The sequence below is a fragment of the Propionibacterium acidifaciens DSM 21887 genome (genome assembly GCF_000426605.1).
Lineage (GTDB): Bacteria > Actinomycetota > Actinomycetes > Propionibacteriales > Propionibacteriaceae > Propionibacterium > Propionibacterium acidifaciens.
This window is the reverse complement of record NZ_AUFR01000032.1, coordinates 16,926-34,655: the sequence shown is the minus strand read 5'-3', so window position 1 is coordinate 34,655 and position 17,730 is coordinate 16,926. Positions and strand designations below refer to the sequence as shown.

12 protein-coding genes are annotated in these 17,730 nt (G+C 69.9%); 7 read left to right on the top strand and 5 right to left on the bottom strand.

What is annotated here, in order from left to right:
• From K336_RS0110505 to fdxA, 4 genes are all read right to left on the bottom strand, one after another.
• The coding region (locus K336_RS0110505) for a DUF6531 domain-containing protein (RefSeq protein ID WP_155945068.1) at positions 1–4,919 on the bottom strand (4,919 nt) is incomplete at its 3' end.
• 185 nt (positions 4,920–5,104) lie between these two features.
• Positions 5,105–5,590, bottom strand: a complete 486-nt coding sequence (locus K336_RS18660) for a hypothetical protein (RefSeq protein WP_155945067.1) — start codon at positions 5,588–5,590, stop codon at positions 5,105–5,107.
• 248 nt (positions 5,591–5,838) lie between these two features.
• On the bottom strand, positions 5,839–6,930 hold the full coding sequence (dapC, locus tag K336_RS0110500; protein WP_028706998.1) for a succinyldiaminopimelate transaminase: 1,092 nt from the start codon (positions 6,928–6,930) through the stop codon (positions 5,839–5,841).
• Positions 6,930–7,247, bottom strand: coding sequence for a ferredoxin (gene fdxA, locus K336_RS0110495; RefSeq protein ID WP_021798476.1), 318 nt, complete (start codon positions 7,245–7,247; stop codon positions 6,930–6,932). Before fdxA ends, dapC begins: the two co-directional genes overlap by 1 nt.
• A 223-nt stretch (positions 7,248–7,470) precedes the next feature.
• On the opposite strand from fdxA, the gene K336_RS0110490 reads away from it, so the two are divergent.
• The gene (locus tag K336_RS0110490) at positions 7,471–8,436 is read left to right on the top strand and encodes a 2-hydroxyacid dehydrogenase (RefSeq protein ID WP_028706997.1); all 966 of its coding nucleotides are present in this window, start codon (positions 7,471–7,473) and stop codon (positions 8,434–8,436) included.
• 125 nt (positions 8,437–8,561) lie between these two features.
• Entirely contained in the window at positions 8,562–9,986 is a 1,425-nt protein-coding gene (gene fumC, locus K336_RS0110485) for a class II fumarate hydratase (RefSeq protein ID WP_028706996.1), read from the top strand.
• 100 nt (positions 9,987–10,086) lie between these two features.
• On the opposite strand, the gene K336_RS17145 is transcribed toward fumC, so the two are convergent.
• Positions 10,087–10,839 carry a FadR/GntR family transcriptional regulator gene (locus K336_RS17145; protein ID WP_051245673.1) on the bottom strand — a complete coding sequence of 251 codons (753 nt, stop codon included), beginning with the start codon at positions 10,837–10,839 and terminating at the stop codon, positions 10,087–10,089.
• Between the two features lie 234 nt (positions 10,840–11,073).
• On the opposite strand from K336_RS17145, the gene aspA reads away from it, so the two are divergent.
• The 5 genes from aspA (at position 11,074) to K336_RS0110450 (ending at position 17,696) form a co-directional block, all read left to right on the top strand.
• Positions 11,074–12,534, top strand: a complete 1,461-nt coding sequence (gene aspA, locus K336_RS0110475; protein WP_028706995.1) for an aspartate ammonia-lyase — start codon at positions 11,074–11,076, stop codon at positions 12,532–12,534.
• A gap of 39 nt (positions 12,535–12,573) precedes the next feature.
• Positions 12,574–13,866 carry an anaerobic C4-dicarboxylate transporter gene (locus K336_RS0110470; RefSeq protein WP_028706994.1) on the top strand — a complete coding sequence of 431 codons (1,293 nt, stop codon included), beginning with the start codon at positions 12,574–12,576 and terminating at the stop codon, positions 13,864–13,866.
• 16 nt (positions 13,867–13,882) lie between these two features.
• Positions 13,883–14,662 carry an aspartate/glutamate racemase family protein gene (locus K336_RS15975; protein WP_081660770.1) on the top strand — a complete coding sequence of 260 codons (780 nt, stop codon included), beginning with the start codon at positions 13,883–13,885 and terminating at the stop codon, positions 14,660–14,662.
• Positions 14,663–15,304: 642 nt separating this feature from the next.
• Positions 15,305–16,201: a DUF6531 domain-containing protein gene (locus tag K336_RS0110460; protein ID WP_028706993.1), complete on the top strand. Its 897-nt coding sequence runs from the start codon at positions 15,305–15,307 to the stop codon at positions 16,199–16,201.
• Positions 16,202–17,447: 1,246 nt separating this feature from the next.
• Positions 17,448–17,696, top strand: a complete 249-nt coding sequence (locus K336_RS0110450; protein WP_155945065.1) for a hypothetical protein — start codon at positions 17,448–17,450, stop codon at positions 17,694–17,696.
• Positions 17,697–17,730 lie beyond the last annotated feature (34 nt).

Below are 17,730 nucleotides of genomic sequence, written 5' to 3'. Positions count from 1 at the left end.
GCCTGTCCGGTGTCGGTGACCACGTGGTAGTTGTGAAGGCCACCGATGGCTAGGTTGTGGACGGTTTGGGCGTGTCCGGTGGCCTGGACCGACACCACCTCGGTGACTCGCCCGTCCGGGGTGTGGAGGATGTCGCCCTCATGCAACTGCTCGGCCGGGATGTAGCCACGATCCTCAACATAGAACGGGTGCGTGCCCGTGGTCTCAACCGTCCCTCCGGTGGTAGTCACCCGCAGAGTCGGAACCTTCTCGTGGACGAACGTCCGCTCCACGGCGGCCGGCACGTCCTGGCCCGTGGCCGAATCATGAGCAAGAACCCGATCACCGGCCTCCACCTGACTGATGGGCTTGGTACTGCCGTCAGCCATGACCACCGGGGTATCCGGCGTGAAACACCCATACCGGGCCACACCCGACACCTTCGACAGAGCCCCACCAGCCCCGCCGCCCAGAGCACCCTCACCCGCGCCCTCACCAACAGCCCGAGCGAACCCGGCCGGCGTGATCGGCTGGCCACTGGTCAGATACTCCAAACCACTGCTGCCACCGCCATCAATGGCACCCTCGACCGCCCCGGTCAGAATGTTCTTGCCCAGACAACTCGTCATCCCCGCGGTGGCCCGCGCCGCAGCGGCCGACGCCCCGCCACCGATGAGACCGGTCGCCGCGCCCACGGCCCCGTCCCGCAGAACAGTGCCCCAGTCAACAGCCCCGTTCGAGGACTTCTGCGACCACACGGACCCGCCCGCACCCGTCAGAGCACCAGCCAGCATCGCCGCACCGACCGGCCCGCCAACACCAGTGCACATCACCGCCACACCGGCCACGACCATGGCCCCGGCGGCGATGTACTCCCAATTGTCTGACAACCAGTCCCCGGCCGCCGACACGGCGTTCTCCAAGGCGCTGTTCGACGCCTGCTGATAAACCCGCAGATCATCCTCGGACACCGGCCGCAAACCAGTCGGATCGACCATCCCAGCAGGATCATTCCCCGCATACGAATACGGATTCGCAGCCCAGGCCGCCCCCGTCACCGGCACGGCCGGATCAACCGACAAGAAAGAACGAGTCAACGAATCATAAACCCGCGCACCCATCCAGCCGAGACCACCAGTACGCAGGGCCCCGTCCGCGCCGACGGCGACACCGCCACCAGCGCCGCCCGTGTCGCCAGCGCCCTCGCCGGCCCCGGGCGACTGCCCCCACACCCTGGCCTGGAGGCCCTCCAAGCCGGCCGGCAGGTCAGAGCCCGACCCGGCCGGGCCGTCGACGTCAGGGACGAGCCACAGGGCCTCCTGCCGATCCCCCGACAGGACAGTGGCGGCGAGCGCATCCGTGATGACGCGCTCACCAACCTGGGCGAGCGTGGGCACAGCAGCATCGCTGTCCCAGTAGACGGCCCGCCCGTCAACGGCGGCGAGCTCACCGCCGGCATCAACGCACAGCTCACTGCGGGCACTCGCCATCACCGTGTCCTGCTCGTGCCGGACACGGGTGACCGAGGCGAGGAAGCCGCGGGGATCCCAGGAGAACAGCCGCTCCCCATCGGGCCCGGCCTCGCGGATGCGGCGACCCGCGGCGTCATAGGTGTAGTCGGTGCGGTCCCCCTGCGGCGTGCGAGTCCACAGGAGCTGGCCGGCCCGGTCGTACCCGTGCCGGGTCACCGAACCGTCTGTCGTCTCGGCGACCAGACGCCCACCGGCATCCCACTCCCAGGTGACACGGGTGCCCTCGCTCGTGCGAGCACCGGTCAGCTGGCCAGCCGGGTCATACTCGTAGACCGTGCGCAGGCCGTCCCGCACCTCGGCGACTGGCCGCCCGTCCCCGTCACGCTCGATGCGGATCTGCTGAATGAAACCACGCCGGTTCACCCGGTTCTCGACGACAGCGCCGTCACGCCAGACCCACGTTGCCTCAAGGCCGGGCCCGTGCACCCCGACGACCCGGCCGAGTCGGTCACGGTCGATCTCGACCCGACCGAGACCGGGCTGGACGATCGCGGACAGTCGGTTGTCGGCGTCGTACTCATACCCGGTGCTCGACCCGTCAGGGCGTCTCATGGCGATCCGGCGCCCGCCCACGTCATAGCTGTAGGACACCCCCAAGCCGTCCCGGAGGCGGTGAAGCAGATTGCCCCGGCCGTCCCAGGCCTCCTCGACCCGACGCCCGGCGGCATCGGTCAGCCGGAGACGACGACCGACGAAATCCCGCTCCACGCGGGAGAGCAGCCTCCCGTCGGACAGACTCCGGTCCACGCGCCCGGCCCGGTCATAGCCCCACTCGAGCCGGTGCCCGTCCGGCTCGACCCGGCCCCTCATGCGTCCAGCAGCGTCCCACTCGTACCGGGTGACCCTGCCCAGCGGGTCGACCCGGCTCGTCATCCGGCCCATCGAGTCGAAGGAAGACTCGGTGCGGGCCCCGGTCGGGTCCACGACCGCAACCTGACGGCCCATCTCGTCGTACTCGAAACGAGTGACCCCGCCCAGCGCGTTGACGGCCTCGACCAGTCGCCCGGCCTCGTCGTAACGGAACCGGCGGTGCCCGTTCCACCGGTCCCGGACGCTCGTGATCCGCCCGCACCGGTCGTAGCCGAAACGCACGAGACCGCGCCCCGGCTGGCGCCGGGTCAGGATCCGTCCGCACCGGTCGAACTCGGTCCGGACCCTCTCACCGGTCGGCCACAGCTCCCCGGCGATCCGTGAGTCAGCGTCGTAGATGATCTCGTAGCGACGGCCACCGGTACTGATCGTCGCCGCCCAGCGCCCGCACTCGTCGTACTCGTATCGGTAGGTCGTCCCACCCGGCTGGGTGACCGCGACGAGCCGGCCCGCCGCGTCCCGCTCGTACCGGGTGACAGCCCCGGTCGCGTCCACGGTCTCCACGAGACGCCCACACAGGTCGTACCGGTTGAGGCTCGTACCACCGTCGGGCCCGGTTTGCGAAACGAGTCGACCCAACCGGTCCCACACCGCGCTCCAGTCGTCCCCGCCGTCGCGGACCGACACCGGGGCACCGAACCAGCCGCGTCTCACGTCCCGGCCCACACCGGTCGGGTCGACGGTGGCTGCCAGCATGCCATCGGGCCCGTAACCCATCGCCCACACGCCGCCGCCGGCGTCCTTCATCCCCGTCAACCGCGACAGGCCGTCGTAGCCGAACTCCCACGTCGAACCGTCCGGCAGCTCAACGGCCGCCAGATTGCCCAAGTCATCGTAGGACTCGCCCACGACCCGCCCCAGCGGGTCACTCGTCCGTTCACGGGCCCCGTGGGCGCCGTGACTCATGCTCGTGCACCCGCCCTCAGGGTCAATGATCGCGCACGTCCTGCCCGCGGCGCTGTACTCGAAACGGGTCCGCGCCCCCGTCGGGTCAGTGCGGCAGACCAGCCGTCCACCGGCGTCGTAGGAGAACTCGGTGCGGTTCCCCAGCGGTGTCACGGCCGCCACTACCCGGCCCACCCGGTCCCTCACGAGCCGGGCCGTGTTGCCCGCCGCGTCCGTGACCGCCACGAGGTCACCGTGCTCGTCATGATCGAAACGCACCCGCACGCCCGTCGGATCCGTGATCCTGGTGAGCAGCCCGTCACGCCAAGTCATGGCGGTCGCCCCGCCGCCGGGGTCCACGACCCGGACCGGCCGACGCCCGACCCCCTCGTACTCGTAGCGGGTCACCGCCACGGTCCCGGACCCGTCGGCCACCGAGACCCGGGACTCCACGAGCCGGTCCAACTCGTCCCACTCCTGGTCGACACGCGCCCCCGACGGCAGCCGGCGGGTCGCAAGACGCCCCCGCCGGTCATACGCCGAGACCGTCTCAGAGCCGTCCCGCTCACGAACGAGCACCTGGTTGCCCCACCGGTCCCAGAACATCGACTGGCGGCGTCCCTCGGCGTCCACGAGCCCGATGAGCCGGCCCGAACGGTCATGGACCCACGTGTTCCCCCGGCCGCCATCCTCATCACTCGTCGCCGTGATCCCACCCGGCAGATAGGCGTACCGGGTCAGGCGCCCGAACGGCGAACGCTGCCGCACCACCCGGCCGGTCTCGTCGTACTCGTTGCTCACCTCGACGACACCGTCGGCGTCGACGACCTCCTTGATGAGCCCGGCCTCGTTCCACCGGTAACGGCGCGCACCGACCCCACCGGCCGCCTCGACGAGACGGCCGGCGTCGTCGTAGACGTAGTCGACGCGCCGTCCGTCATCGGCGACCACCGCCACGACACGCCGACCCTCACCGTCCCACAGCACCTCGAGGGCCCGGTCCCGCTCGTGCGCGAGCCGCACGAGACGCCCCGCCCGGTCGTAGGTGAGCTCGACGCCGGTACTCTCACCCTGGCTCGTGCCGCGCACCCGCCCCGTCGCGTCAAGGGACCACACCAGCCCCCACGAGGACGACAACTCCCAGCCACCACCGGGCACCGCGGCAAGCCACAGGTTCTCGCCACTCGCCCGGCCCCAGCCCTCGCCCTCGCGCGGGAAGATGACGACCCGTCCGTCCGGCAGCCGCAGCCTGGCACCCTCATCATCGACAGCCAGACCCGCTTCACACCACGAAGACCAGCCGGGCCCGAAAGCACCAACCTCCGGGTTCAATGCGCTGTAGGAGCGCCGCCAGCCCAGCACCCCCGCCACTCCGACGAATCCGAGATCGTCCTCGACCTCGACGAAGTTACCGGTGAACGCGTTCACCGGATCATCCGCGTAGCCGGTCGTGGGCGGTGAACCGTAGGCGGTTGGCGGGTCGACCACGATGTCCTGTCGGCCTGCCTGCACCCCGGCCGCTGCCAGGGACGCCTCGACAGCCGAGTCCGGGACACTGGCCAGCCCACCGTCCGCGCCAGCCGCCTCGAAGGCCGCCGCGACAACATCGGCCCACCGGGCGTCGTTCTCGTTCTCCTCAAGCCAGGTACTCAACGCCGTCACGACCCCCGACGCGTCGAGAGTCGCCCACGAGCAAGACTCGGTGAAGTCGCTGCACTTGCCGTTGAGCGTCCCGGTCGTCCCCGACAGCTGCGTATCAGCCGCCCGGGAACTCGTCGCGAAACTCCGTAGGTTCGACGGTCGCCCACTCGAGACCCCGCCTGAGGGGCCCGAACCGGTCAGATCCTCACGGCTCCTCGCCGACGCCGAGGTGACCGCCGCGGAGGCCGACGTGCTCTTCTCGTCATCACTGATCTGGCTGAACGGCGGCTCCTCATCACCGAAGAGGGCGTCGTGGGCGTGGTCGAGGAGGTCGCGATTGGCACGCCGCTGTGCCCACTCCCGTGCCTTCCGGCGCCGGTCGTTCTCCGCCCGGGCCTTTTCTCGTCCAGCTCGGTGACCTCCGTGGCCACAAGACGCAGATTCGTGACGATCTCGTCCAGATCCGACAACTGGGTCGTGCCATTGTCACTGAACAACGACGAGTAGTAACCCGCGAAATCGGTGAGCGCGTCCGAACGGTAGCCCGACCGCGACCCCCGCTGATCCTCGAGGGTCGTCGCCGCGGCCCGGAAGGCAGACTCCAACGCTGCCGACACGTCAAAATCATAAGCCACATCCGGCAGACCCTTCAACGCATCAAGATTGGCCTCATCAACCTTCACCCGAACGCCTCCTCACAGGAGCCTCCCCAACCCCGGGGACCGTACGACAGCACCGGCGATCAACAACGATCACACGTCGCCGACACGCTACCCACAAGCGGCGACACAGGTCAACCCGAAGTCAGCGAACGGCTCCTGCGACCCCGGGGAGGTGCAACCCCGGGGAGGGCCGTGCCGTCCCCGGGCCCCCGACCGCGGTCGCCGGCCGGCCCGGGCGGGGCCCGTGCCAGCCGGGCCTTCGGGGCGGATCAGGCGGTGAGGCGGTCCACCGCGGCGGCGATGCGCTCGTCGGTGGCGGTCATCGAGATGCGCACGTGGTCGGTGGCGTGGGGGCCGTAGAAGTCGCCCGGCGCGGCGAGGATGCCGCGGCCGGCCAGCCAGTCGATGCTCTCGCGGCCGGGCCCGTCCTGGGTGGCCCACAGGTAGAGCGAGCCCTCCGAGTGGTCGATGCGGAAGCCGGCCCGTTCCAGGGCGGCGCGCATGCGGGCGCGTCGGGCCGCGTAGCGGGCGCGCTGCTCGTCGACGTGCCGCTGGTCGCCGAGGGCCGCGACCATGGCGGCCTGCACCGGCGCCGGGACGATCATGCCGAGGTGCTTGCGCACGGCGGTGAGCTCGTCGACGATCGAGGCGTCGCCGGCGACGAAGCCGGCACGGTAGCCGGCCATGTTCGAGCGCTTGGACAGCGACTGCACGGCCAGCAGGCCGGTGATGTCGCCATCGTTGACCGCCGGGTCGAGGATCGTGCGCGTCGGGGCGTCGTAGGCGAACTCGGCGTAGCACTCGTCCGCGGCGAGGACCGCGCCGTGCCCCTGGGCGAAGCGCACCCAGCGGCGCAGCAGTTCGAGCGGGGCGATGGCGCCGTGGGGGTTGGCGGGCGAGTTGATCCAGATGAGCCGCGGGGCGCCGGAGACCTCGTCCGGATCGTCGCAGCGCTGGGTCCGGGCGCGGGCCATGAGGGCGCCCACCTCGTAGGTCGGGTAGGCGATCCGGGGCAGGACGACGGAGTCGCCGGGGCCGAGCGCCAGCAGCGTGGGCAGCCAGCCGACGAGCTCCTTCGTGCCGATGGCGGTCGTCACGTTGTGCTCGCCGAGCTCGACGCTGCCCCAGCGGCCCCGCAGATAGGAGATGATCGCCTCGCGCAGCGCCGACGTGCCCCACACGGCCGGATAGCCGGGGGCCTGGGAGGCGGCCTCGAGGGCCTCGCGGACGACCCCGGGCGTGGGGTCGACGGGCGTGCCGACGGACAGGTCGACGATGCCCCCCTCGTGGGAGCCGGCCAGGGCCCTCGCCCCGGCCAGCGTGTCCCACGGGAAGGCGGGCAGCGTCTGCGAGAGGCTCATCAGGCCTGGGGCGGCAGCGCGGCCACCGACGGCTCGTCGAAGTCCTGCTTGCCCAGACGGGCCGCCCCGCCCGGGGACCCGAGCTCGGCGAAGAAGTTCGCGTTGATGTCGAGCCACTGGGTCATGTCCTCGGGCAGGTCGTCCTCGTAGTAGATCGCCTCGGTCGGACACACCGGCTCGCACGCACCGCAGTCGACGCACTCCTCCGGGTTGATGTACAGCGTGCGCTCGCCCTCGTAGATGCAGTCGACGGGGCACTCCTCGACGCAGGCCCTGTCCTTGACGTCCACGCAGGGCAAGGAGATGACGTAGGTCATGACGGCTCCTGAAACGGTCAGATGACATGACGCCGCCACATCGGCGGTCGCCACGGCAACCTTACCGTGGCCACAAGCGGATTCGAGGGCGGCGACGGCGCCCTGAGCAGCCCTCTCGCGCGGCCCCCGACGGCCGTGAGGATTAGCCTACCCTCACCGTCGGGGCGGGGGCGCCGGTCGTTAGCATGGTCTGGCAACGCCCGTTCACCTGTGGGAGGCCCTCATGACACGGATCTGCGTCACCGATGCGATCCCCGAGCCCAGCATCGCCCGGTTGCGCGCGAGCGGGCACGAGGTCATCGTCCACGACGGCCCTCAGCCCCCGGACCGCGCCGAGCTGCTCGCCCTCGTCGAGGGCGCCGACGCGGTGCTCACCGTCCTGTCCGACCGGGTCGACGCCGAGTTCCTCGAGGCCGCCGGGCCGCGGCTCAAGGTCGTCGCCAACATCGCCGCCGGCCACGACAACATCGACCTGGCGGCCTGCGCCGCCCGTCGCGTCGTCGCGACGAACACCCCGGGCGTGCTCTTCGACGCCACCGCCGACCTCGCCTTCGGCCTGCTGCTGGCCGTCACCCGCCGCCTCGGCGAGGGCGAGCGCCTCATCCGCGCCGGACGCCCCTGGCGCTACCGCACCACTTTCCTGCTCGGCCACTCGATCGAGGGCAAGACCATCGGCCTCATCGGCGCCGGCCAGATCGGCACCGCCATGGCGCGGCGCTGCCGGGCCTTCAGGATGTCCATCGCCTACGCCGCCGAGCACCCCATGCGCGAGCCGGCCCGCACCGAGCTCGACGCCGTCGGCATGCCGCTGGACGAGCTCGTCGCCTCCTGCGACGTCATCAGCCTGCACTGCCCGCTCACCGAGGGGACCCGCCACATCCTCGACGCGGGGCGCATCGCCACGATGCGCCCCGGCGCCTACGTCATCAACACGGCCCGCGGCGCCTGCATCGACGAGCACGCCCTCGCGCAGGCCCTGGCCAGCGGCCGTCTGGCCGGCGCCGCGCTGGACGTCTACGAGAACGAGCCCGAGATCGACCCGGCGCTGCTGGGGCTGGAGAACGTCGTCCTGGCCCCTCATCTCGGCTCGGCGAACGTCGAGACCCGCACGGCGATGTGCGATCTGGCCGCCGAGAACGCGCTGGCGGTGCTCGCCGGGCGGCCCGCGCCCAACGCCCTGCGCCCGTGAGTCCCGGCCGGACGCGGCGGGGCTCCCAGCCCGCCCCGTCCGCGCCGGTCCCCCCTCCCGTGACCGGCGCCCGGGAACCGCCGGGCGACGGCTCGCGGCCCCGACCCCGCCGCTAGGCTGGATCCATGGCTGAGAACACGAGCGCGCAGATGCGCGCGGAAACCGACTCCATGGGCACGATCGAGGTGCCCGCCGACCACTACTGGGGCGCCCAGACCGAGCGCAGCCTCCACAACTTCGACATCGGCCGCGAGACCTTCGTGTGGGGCCGCCCGATGATCAGGGCCCTCGGCACCCTGAAGAAGGCCGCCGCCCAGGCCAACGGCGAGCTGGGCGAGCTGCCGAAGGACATCTCCGGGCTCATCGTGCAGGCCGCCGACGACGTCATCGCCGGGAAACTCGACGCCGAGTTCCCGCTGGTCGTCTTCCAGACCGGCTCGGGCACGCAGTCCAACATGAACTCCAACGAGGTCATCTCGAACCGCGCCATCGAGATCGCCGGCGGGCAGCTGGGCACGAAGACTCCCGTCCACCCCAACGACCACGTCAACCGCGGCCAGTCCTCGAACGACACCTTCCCGACCGCCATGCACATCGCGGTCGTGTGCGAGCTGAACGCCATGTTCCCGCGCGTGCAGAAGCTGCGCGACACCCTCGCCGCCAAGGCCGAGGAGTACATGGACGTCGTCATGCCCGGCCGCACCCATCTGCAGGACGCCACGCCGATCCTGCTCGGCCAGGTCATCTCCGGCTGGGTCGCCCAGATCGACTTCGCCCTCGACGGCATCCGCTACGCGGAGTCCCGCGCCCGCGAACTGGCCATCGGCGGCACGGCCGTCGGCACCGGCCTCAACGCCCACCCGAGGTTCGGCGCGCTCACCGCCCGGAAGATCTCCGAGGAGACCGGCATCGAGTTCAAGCAGGCCGACAACCTCTTCGCCGCCCTGAGCGCCCACGACGCCCTGGTCCAGGTCTCCGGTTCGTTGCGCGTCCTGGCCGACGCCCTCATGAAGATCGCCAACGACGTCCGCTGGTACGCCTCCGGCCCGCGCAACGGCCTGGGCGAGCTGCTCATCCCCGAGAACGAGCCCGGCAGCTCGATCATGCCCGGCAAGGTCAACCCGACCCAGTGCGAGGCCATGACCATGGTCGCCACCAAGGTGTTCGGCAACGACGCCACCGTCGGCTTCGCGGGCAGCCAGGGCAACTTCCAGCTCAACGTCTTCAAGCCGGTCATGGCTTGGTGCGTGCTCGAGTCGATCCAGCTGCTCGGCGACACCTGCGTGAGCTTCGACGACCATTGCGCCTACGGCATCGAGCCCAACCGCGAGAAGATCGCCCACGACCTCGAGATCAACCTGATGCAGGTCACGGCCCTCAACCGCCACATCGGCTACGACAAGGCCTCGAAGATCGCCAAGAACGCCCACCACAAGGGCATCAGCCTCAAGGAGTCGGCTCTCGAACTCGGCTTCGTCACCGACGAGGAGTTCGACAGGTGGGTCGTCCCGATGGACATGACCCATCCGTCCGCGGCCGACGAGGGCTGATCGGACCGACCGGCGCGGCGGGGCCCCGGAACCGAGCGGTTCCGGGGCCCCGCCGCATCCGGGGAACGACGGGCCGGCCCCGGACGGTCGACCGATGCGGTCAGCCGACGTCGCGGAACGGATCGAGTCCGGCGCCCTCCACGGTGCGGAGCCGCTTCAGCTCGGGATGGCGCAGCGCCGGGTAGTCCTCGTAGTGCTGGCACACGCTCCCGACGAAGGCGTCGACGTCGTTGGTCAGGAGGGCGTCGATCATCGCGCGGTGCACCCCCGCCGAGTAGCCGGCCATCGCCGCGTCGTAGCTGGCGGTCAGCGCCCACTCGTCGTTGCGCATGGGCTCGACGAGATCGTGGGTGGCCTCCTCGAGGTAGCTGTTGTGGGAGGCCTTGGCGATGAGCTCGTGCAGGTCGAAGGTGACGACGAGGTACCACTGGTAGTCCTCTGCCTCGAGGGCCTCGGCGAGTTCGACGCGCACGGCCCGCAGCTTGATGCGGTCGGACTCGCTCGCATTCTTGATGGCCAGCACGCCCGAGGCGATCTCAAGCGCCTGCCGGGCCTGCAGCTTACTCACGATGCTCTGACCGGCGCCCACCAGCGCCTCCTCGTCGGCCTCGCTGCGCCGGCTCTCGAGCACGAAACTTCCCTCGCCCAGACGCGTCTCGATCTCGCCGGCGAGCTGGAGCGCCTTGAGCGCCTCGCGGACCGCCGTGCGGCTCACCTCGAACAGGCGCGCCAGCTCCCGCTCGGAGGGAAGCCGCGAACCGGGCTCCCACTGCCCCGAACGGATGCGCTCGGCGAAGAGGCGCACGAGCATCTCCGACTTGCGAAGCGGTGCATCACCGTTGACAACGGACATGACGTCATTCTCTCAGCTCGGACAGCTCGGAGGCCTTTCATCCCACTGTTGACACCAGCCGGGCGTAATTAGATACACCGGTATGACCAAATTCTTCAAGAGCGAATCGGAGCGGTCCATTGACACGGGGAGCGCGACTTGGTTAAGTGGTCTTACCGGACAGACCACCCAGCGCCCCGGACACCGATGTCGGGGCCGATCGTCCGCATGATTCACGCACTGAGGAGAGCGATCATGAGCACTCGCACCGAAGAGGACCTACTGGGTCAGCGAGAGGTTCCGGACGAGAACTACTACGGGATCCACACGATCCGCGCCCTCGAGAACTTCAGGATCTCGAACGGCTGCATGAACGACGAGCCCGAGTTCATCCGCGGCATGGTCCAGGTGAAGAAGGCCACGGCGCTGGCGAACAAGGAGCTCCACGCGATCCAGGGGGACATCGCCGACACCATCTGCGCCGCCTGCGACGAGATCCTCGACAACGGCCGTTGCATGGACCAGTTCCCCACCGACTCCTTCCAGGGCGGCGCGGGCACCTCCATCAACATGAACACCAACGAGGTCGTCGCCAACCTGGCCCTCGAGCTCATCGGCCTGCCGAAGGGCCGCTACGACGTGATCAACCCGAACGACCACGTCAACAAGTCCCAGTCGACGAACGACGCCTACCCCACCGGCTTCCGCCTGGCGATCTACACGATCGCGCAGGACCTGCTGCGGGCGGTCGACGAGCTCGTCGCGAGCCTGCACAAGAAGGGCGACGAGTTCGCCGGGGTCCTCAAGATGGGCCGCACCCAGCTGCAGGACGCCGTCCCCATGACCCTCGGCGAGGAGTTCCACGGCTACGCCAACAACATGTCCGAGGAGATCGAGCGGGTGAGCACGGCCGCGAAGCTGCTCCTCGAGATCAACCTGGGCGGCACCGCCATCGGCACCGGCCTCAACACCCCGCCCGACTTCCCGAAGGTCGTCGCGGAGAAGCTCGCCGAGGTCACCGGCTACGAGATCATCTCCGCCCCCGACCTGCTGGAGTCCAGCTACGACAACGGGGCATACATCGCCCTGCACTCCGCCGTGAAGCGCACCGCGGCCAAGGTCTCCAAGATCTGCAACGACCTGCGCCTGCTCTCCAGCGGCCCGCGCGCAGGCCTCAACGAGATCAACCTGCCGGAGATGCAGGCCGGCAGCTCGATCATGCCCGCCAAGGTGAACCCGGTGATCCCCGAGGTCGTCAACCAGGTCTGCTTCAAGGTCTTCGGCAACGACGTCACCGTCTGCTTCGCCGCCGAGGCCGGTCAGCTCGAGCTGAACGTCATGGAGCCCGCGATGTCGCAGGCGATGTTCGAGTCGCTGCACCTGCTCACCCACGCCCTCGACACCCTGCACACGCGGTGCGTGGACGGCATCACCGCCAACGAGGAGATCTGCCGCGACTTCGTCATGAACTCGATCGGCATCGTCACCTACCTCAATGACGTGATCGGCCACCACAACGGCGACCTCATTGGCAAGGAGTGCGCACGCACCGGCAAGTCCGTCCGCGAGGTCGCCCTCGAGAAGGGCCTGCTCACCGAGGACGAGATCGACGCGATCCTGTCCACCGAGAACTTCCTCAAGCCCACCTACTCCGGCAAGGTCTACGGGGCCGACGAGAAGGGCCTGCCCGATGGGCTGACCCCTCCGGCCAAGTAGTCGCCCCACCGGCACGAGTCGATTCGTAAAGGAGCAAACATGTTCTGGGTCCAGTTGGCGGTGGTCCTGATCTTCATCTTCATCGGCGCCCGGCTCGGCGGCGTCGGCATCGCCTATGCGGGCGGCGCCGGCGTCATCGTCCTCGGGTTGCTGGGCTGCACCGTCGACCCCACGAAGGACATCCCCTGGGACGTCCTGGGAATCATCATCGCCGTCATCTCCTGCGTCGCAGCCCTCCAGGCCTGTGGCGGCCTGGACCTCCTGGTCAAGGTCAGCGAGCAGATGCTGCGCAGGAAGCCTGAGCGCATCACCTTCCTCGCCCCCGTCGTGACCTTCTTCATGACCGTCTTCTGCGGCACGGGCCACGTGGCCTTCGCCACGCTGCCGGTCATCGCCGAGGTCGCCAAGGAGCAGAAGATCCGGCCCTCCCGCCCCCTGTCGATCGCCGTCGTGGCGTCGCAGGTAGCCATCGCCGCCTCCCCGATCTCGGCCGCCATGATCGCCATGTCATCGGCCGTCGAGCCCCTCGGGGTCGGTTACCTGCCGCTGGTCATCATCTCGATCGTCATCTGCTTCGTCGGCTGCATGGTCGGCGCCCTGGTCTCCTCGCACCTGGGCTGCGAGCTCGAGGACGACCCGGTCTACAAGGAGCGCATGGCCGCCGGACTGGTGAAGATGCGCGGCGAGGGCAAGTACGACATCAAGCCGTTCGCCCGTCGTTCGCTGGCCATCTTCGGCATCACGCTGCTGGTCGTCATGGTCTACGCCGCCTGCACCTCGAAGCTCGACCTCCCGCTCGGGCGCAACGCCGCCATCATGACCTTCATGATGGCCGCCGCGCTCATCATGAAGTTCACCTGCAAGATGGAGCTCGGCGAGATCTCGAACCAGGCCACCTTCAAGGGCGGCATGAGCGCGGCGCTGTGCATCCTCGGCGTCGCATGGCTCGGCAACACCTTCGTGAACTCCAACATGGACCTCATCAAGGGCGCCGGTCAGACCGTGATCCAGGGCCATCCGTGGCTCCTGGCCATCGTGCTGTTCTTCGCCTCCGCGCTGCTCTACTCGCAGGGCGCGACGACCGCGACCTTCATGCCCGTCGCCGCGGCGATGGGTGTGGGCGGCGCCGTCATGGTGGCCTCGTTCCCGGCCGTCACCGGCCTGTACCTGCTGCCGACCTACCCGACGACCGTCGCCGCGATCGAGATGGACGACACAGGGACGACACGGATCGGCAAGTACGTGTTCAACCATCCGTTCATCCTGCCGGGCGTCACCTCGGTGGTCGTGGCCGTCTGCCTCGGCTTCCTCATCTGCCCGCTCATCTTCTGAGGACAGTGACGCTCGCATGAGTACGAATTTCGCCCCCGACGCCTTCGACCGCGCCGTCATCGGCGTGGTCGGGGGCATGGGGCCGGCCGCCACCGGCCAGTTCCTCGTCGAGCTGGCCGCAGCGCTGCCGGTCGAGTACGACCAGGATCACCCGCGGGTCCTCGTCCTGTCGGACACAAAGGTGCCCGACAGGACGACGTGCATCGCCGCAGGCGACCCCGCTCCGGGGACCATGGTGCGCGCCGACCTCCTGCGGGCCGCCCAGCTGGGCGCGTCCGTCTTGGCGGTCCCGTGCAACACGGTCCACTACTTCATCGACGACTTCGTCGACGAGCTGCCGGTGCCGCTCGTCCACATCGTCGACGCGACCATCACCGCGGCCATGCAGACGAGCCCCGAGGGGGCCTGGCTGACCGCCACGGCGGGGACGGTGAACACCGGCCTGTACCAGCGGCTGGCCGCCGAACGCGACTACCCGCTGAAGGTACCGTCCGATGAGGAGAAGGCCGCGATGATGGAGATCATCGGCGAGGTGAAGGCGGGCCGGATGACCCGGGCCGGCGAGCTGTACCGGGCGCTCGCCGGGCGTCTGCGCGGCGAGCGCGAGCTGCCGCTCATGACGGCCTGCACCGAGCTACCGCTGGCCTTCGAGGCCTCGGGTCTCGACCCCGGCATCCAGATCTCCTCGCTCACGGCGCTGGCGCACGCCACGCTCGAGGCGGCGGCCGGCACCGTCGGCCACTGGCCCGCCGAGCAGCCCGAGCCGGCGGAGGTCCGGCCGAGCAACCCGGCCTGAGTCGGGTGCCCGGCGCGGGCCGGGTGCGCTGCTGCGATGGCGCTCGTCGGGGAACCGGCGGGCGCCGTCGTCGTGGAGTGGAAGGAGGCGGGTTCGGTCTTCGAGCGTCCCGCGGATCGTGACCTGTGCACCCGCGGGGACCCATTCTGGTCGTCGACGAGGTCGACCCGTCCGACTCGTGGCCCGCACACCGACGAGGGGCTCGCTCTTCGGCACGACCGCGTGCTGAAACACGCGACTCCGCCCCGTCGAGGATCCCGCGTCGTGACGAAGCAGGATCCCGGCCCGTGTCCTGTGCGCCTCCTGGGCCCCTGGTCTCGCCCCCTGAGGGGTCTCCCTGATTCCCTCCCGGCCCGGGCCGGGAGCCCATGGCGCCGTGTCGGCGCCCGGGTTTAGCGTCGGTGGGGTGTGGCCGCCCGCCCCCGGTCCGGCCTGTCTGCATCTGTGTGGGAGGGATCGTGTCGTGGCCGAGTACTCGGGCAGGCTGGGAGCCTATGACGAGCCGGTGGCGGTCGCGACGCGACGGCCGACACTCTGAAGTCTGCCGCGAGCACCTTGTCGGGCACTCTGACGGGTCAGGCGGGCTCGCGGGCGGGGTGGGCGTCGGCGGCGTCGGCGGATTTCGAGGGTCATTACGCGGACGTGTTCGACGCGAACGCGAGGGCGGCCTCGACGGACTGCACGAACATCGCATCGGCGTTGGATGATCTGGTGGCCGAGGTGCAGAAGCTGAAGGAGGCCGCCCAGGCCGAGCGTGAGCGGAGGAGGCAGGCCAAGGAGTGGGCGGACCGGCAGGACCGGGAGAACATTCTCAAGAGGGGCTGGGACTGGGCGTCCAACGGCGACAAGCCCCCCTCGGGCCCAGAACAGGTACCACTCCCCCAGCCCCACGAGGTCACGACCACACCCTGGTCCGAGCCCGCACCCGGCCCGGCGGGGGCGGTGTCCTCGGCCCGGCCCGACGACCTGCGGACGTACTCGACGAACGTGACCGGCGCCAACGACACCGTCACCACCCAGAAGGGCGCCCTGGAGGGGGCCATCGCCGACTTCGCCGAGCGGTGCTCGTGGTGCAGGATCGACGCGTCCGGGATCACGGGCGCGCTGGCCTCGTTCGGGGCGAACAACACGAACGAGACCCGCTGGGTCGACACGGTCGCGGCCGCGTTCGAGGCCGCCGGCGGGTCCGGGACCATCTCCACGGTCTCGGACGCGGCCCTCGACGCCTCCCTGCAGGCCGCCGGCGTGGCCCGGACCCGCCAGCCGGTCGACGTGACCGCCCCGAGCATCCTGGGCGACCCCCAGACCTCCGGGTACGCGGACGACCCGGTCAACACCACGACCGGGAACTTCATCGAACCCGAGACCGACCTCGCCTTCAGCGGCGGGTGCGCCTCACTCGGGTTCGAACGCGTGTACAACTCCCTCGCAGCCGGTGCGAGGGCGTTCGGGCCCGGCTGGGCCTCCACAGCCGACCAGCACCTCACCATCGACGAGTACTGGAGTGGTTGGTGTTTTTCGGGCGGTGGGCGAAAGTGAGCGTGAGGTGGGGTTGGGTCGTGTCGGCGCCGGGATGCGGTGCGGGGTTTGAGGGGCGGGTCGTTCTCGGGATCGTCCCGGGGGTCCGGGCCGGTGGCCGGGGTGGCCGGATCGTACGGTCCTGTGGTGCGGGCGGTCGGGGGCCGGGTCGCGGGATGGCGGGGGGAGCACCCCGGTCTCGGCGCTAATGCCGTGACCGCGGAAGAGCACGCCGAGATCAAACGTCCGAGGGCGGAGTTCCGGGAGGCCCGCGTGGGGAACGGGTTCCTGGAGGGAGCGGTGGTCTTCTTCGCCCAGGAGTCCGGGTGAGCGCGGAACACCGCCGCATCCACCGCGGAGGAGGCGACCGCCCCGTCCGGTCCGTGCGCCGGTGGGTGGAGGCATCCGGGTCCGGCTGCTGCGCCCGGCGGAACCGTCCCGGGTCCTCGACGGCCCGGCGGGGGGAGGACCCGGCGGCCATCATCGTCGGGTTCCTCGACGAGTCCGAACAGACCTGCGGCTGCCGCCGGGTCCACGCGGGGCCGGCCCGGAGCGGCGTCGAGGCCTCTCGCTCGGCGTGGTCCGCGAGATCGTGGCGGCGGCGGGTCCGGTTGCCCGTCGGCCTCGGGGACGGGCCGGGACGGATCGTGCCGGCGCCGGATCTTCCGGGCCGGCCGGGCCGGCTGGCCGGGGCGTCGCCGCCGCCGCGCCCGGGATGAGACGGGTGGGCGGCGTCGCGCATGGTCCGGCCCGGCGGGGATTCGCCTACCTGGCGGTCGTCGTGGATTGTTTCCCGGGGGAGGGGTCGTCGGGGGCGCGATCGCCGGTCGCATGCGCGCCGGGCTCGTCGCCGGGGCCTTGGCCATGGCCGTGCGGGGCCTGTCCGCCGATCCGTGGTGTCGGGGTCCTCCGCTCGGGTCGGGGGGCTCGATGCGCGTCGGCCGGATGCACGGGGTTCATGGCCGGCCGCGGGGTTCTCCCGTCCGTCGGGCGGGCCGGTGGCTGCTGTGGCAGTGCCGCCGCCGAGTCGTTCAACGCGATCTTGAAGAAAGAACTCGTGAACCGTGGGGTCCACTCGACCCGAAACCATGCAATCCGGGACGTGACAGCCCGGACCGAGTCACGATGCAATCACAGACGTCTCCACTCGGCGATCGACCACCGGACCCCCGACCAAGCCGACACAGAATGGAGACAACAACACAAGACAGCAGCCCGAAACCAACCATCAACCACTACCTGAAAAACCTACATCACTCCACCCTACTTGGACAGGATGTACGCCGGGACAGAGATCCACAACGCGGTTCAGGATAAAATTAAGAAGCTGTTCCCAGGTGTGGAGTACAATTCGAACAACGGGCCGGACTTCAGGATCCCGAAGGAGTTGAGCGGGGCGGACGCCGACGAGTTCGTCGAGTTGACCACACCGGGGCAGGTCCCCGCCCACCAGCGGAAGACCGCGAAGGACCCCCGCTACGGGGATGCCCAGTACGCGACATATGAGATCCCGTGAGAGAACGCGGGGCCGTGCAGGAGGAGGGTTTTGG

Bases quoted from the DNA above. Each gene is read 5' to 3' on its own strand.
- fumC (WP_028706996.1), top strand. From the start codon at position 8,562: ATGGCTGAGAACACGAGCGCGCAGATGCGCGCGGAAACCGACTCCATG.
- K336_RS0110470 (WP_028706994.1), top strand. From the start codon at position 12,574: ATGTTCTGGGTCCAGTTGGCGGTGGTCCTGATCTTCATCTTCATCGGC.
- dapC (WP_028706998.1), bottom strand. From the start codon at position 6,930: ATGAGCCTCTCGCAGACGCTGCCCGCCTTCCCGTGGGACACGCTGGCC.
- aspA (WP_028706995.1), top strand. From the start codon at position 11,074: ATGAGCACTCGCACCGAAGAGGACCTACTGGGTCAGCGAGAGGTTCCG.
- K336_RS17145 (WP_051245673.1), bottom strand. From the start codon at position 10,839: ATGTCCGTTGTCAACGGTGATGCACCGCTTCGCAAGTCGGAGATGCTC.
- K336_RS0110490 (WP_028706997.1), top strand. From the start codon at position 7,471: ATGACACGGATCTGCGTCACCGATGCGATCCCCGAGCCCAGCATCGCC.
- K336_RS15975 (WP_081660770.1), top strand. From the start codon at position 13,883: ATGAGTACGAATTTCGCCCCCGACGCCTTCGACCGCGCCGTCATCGGC.
- fdxA (WP_021798476.1), bottom strand. From the start codon at position 7,247: ATGACCTACGTCATCTCCTTGCCCTGCGTGGACGTCAAGGACAGGGCC.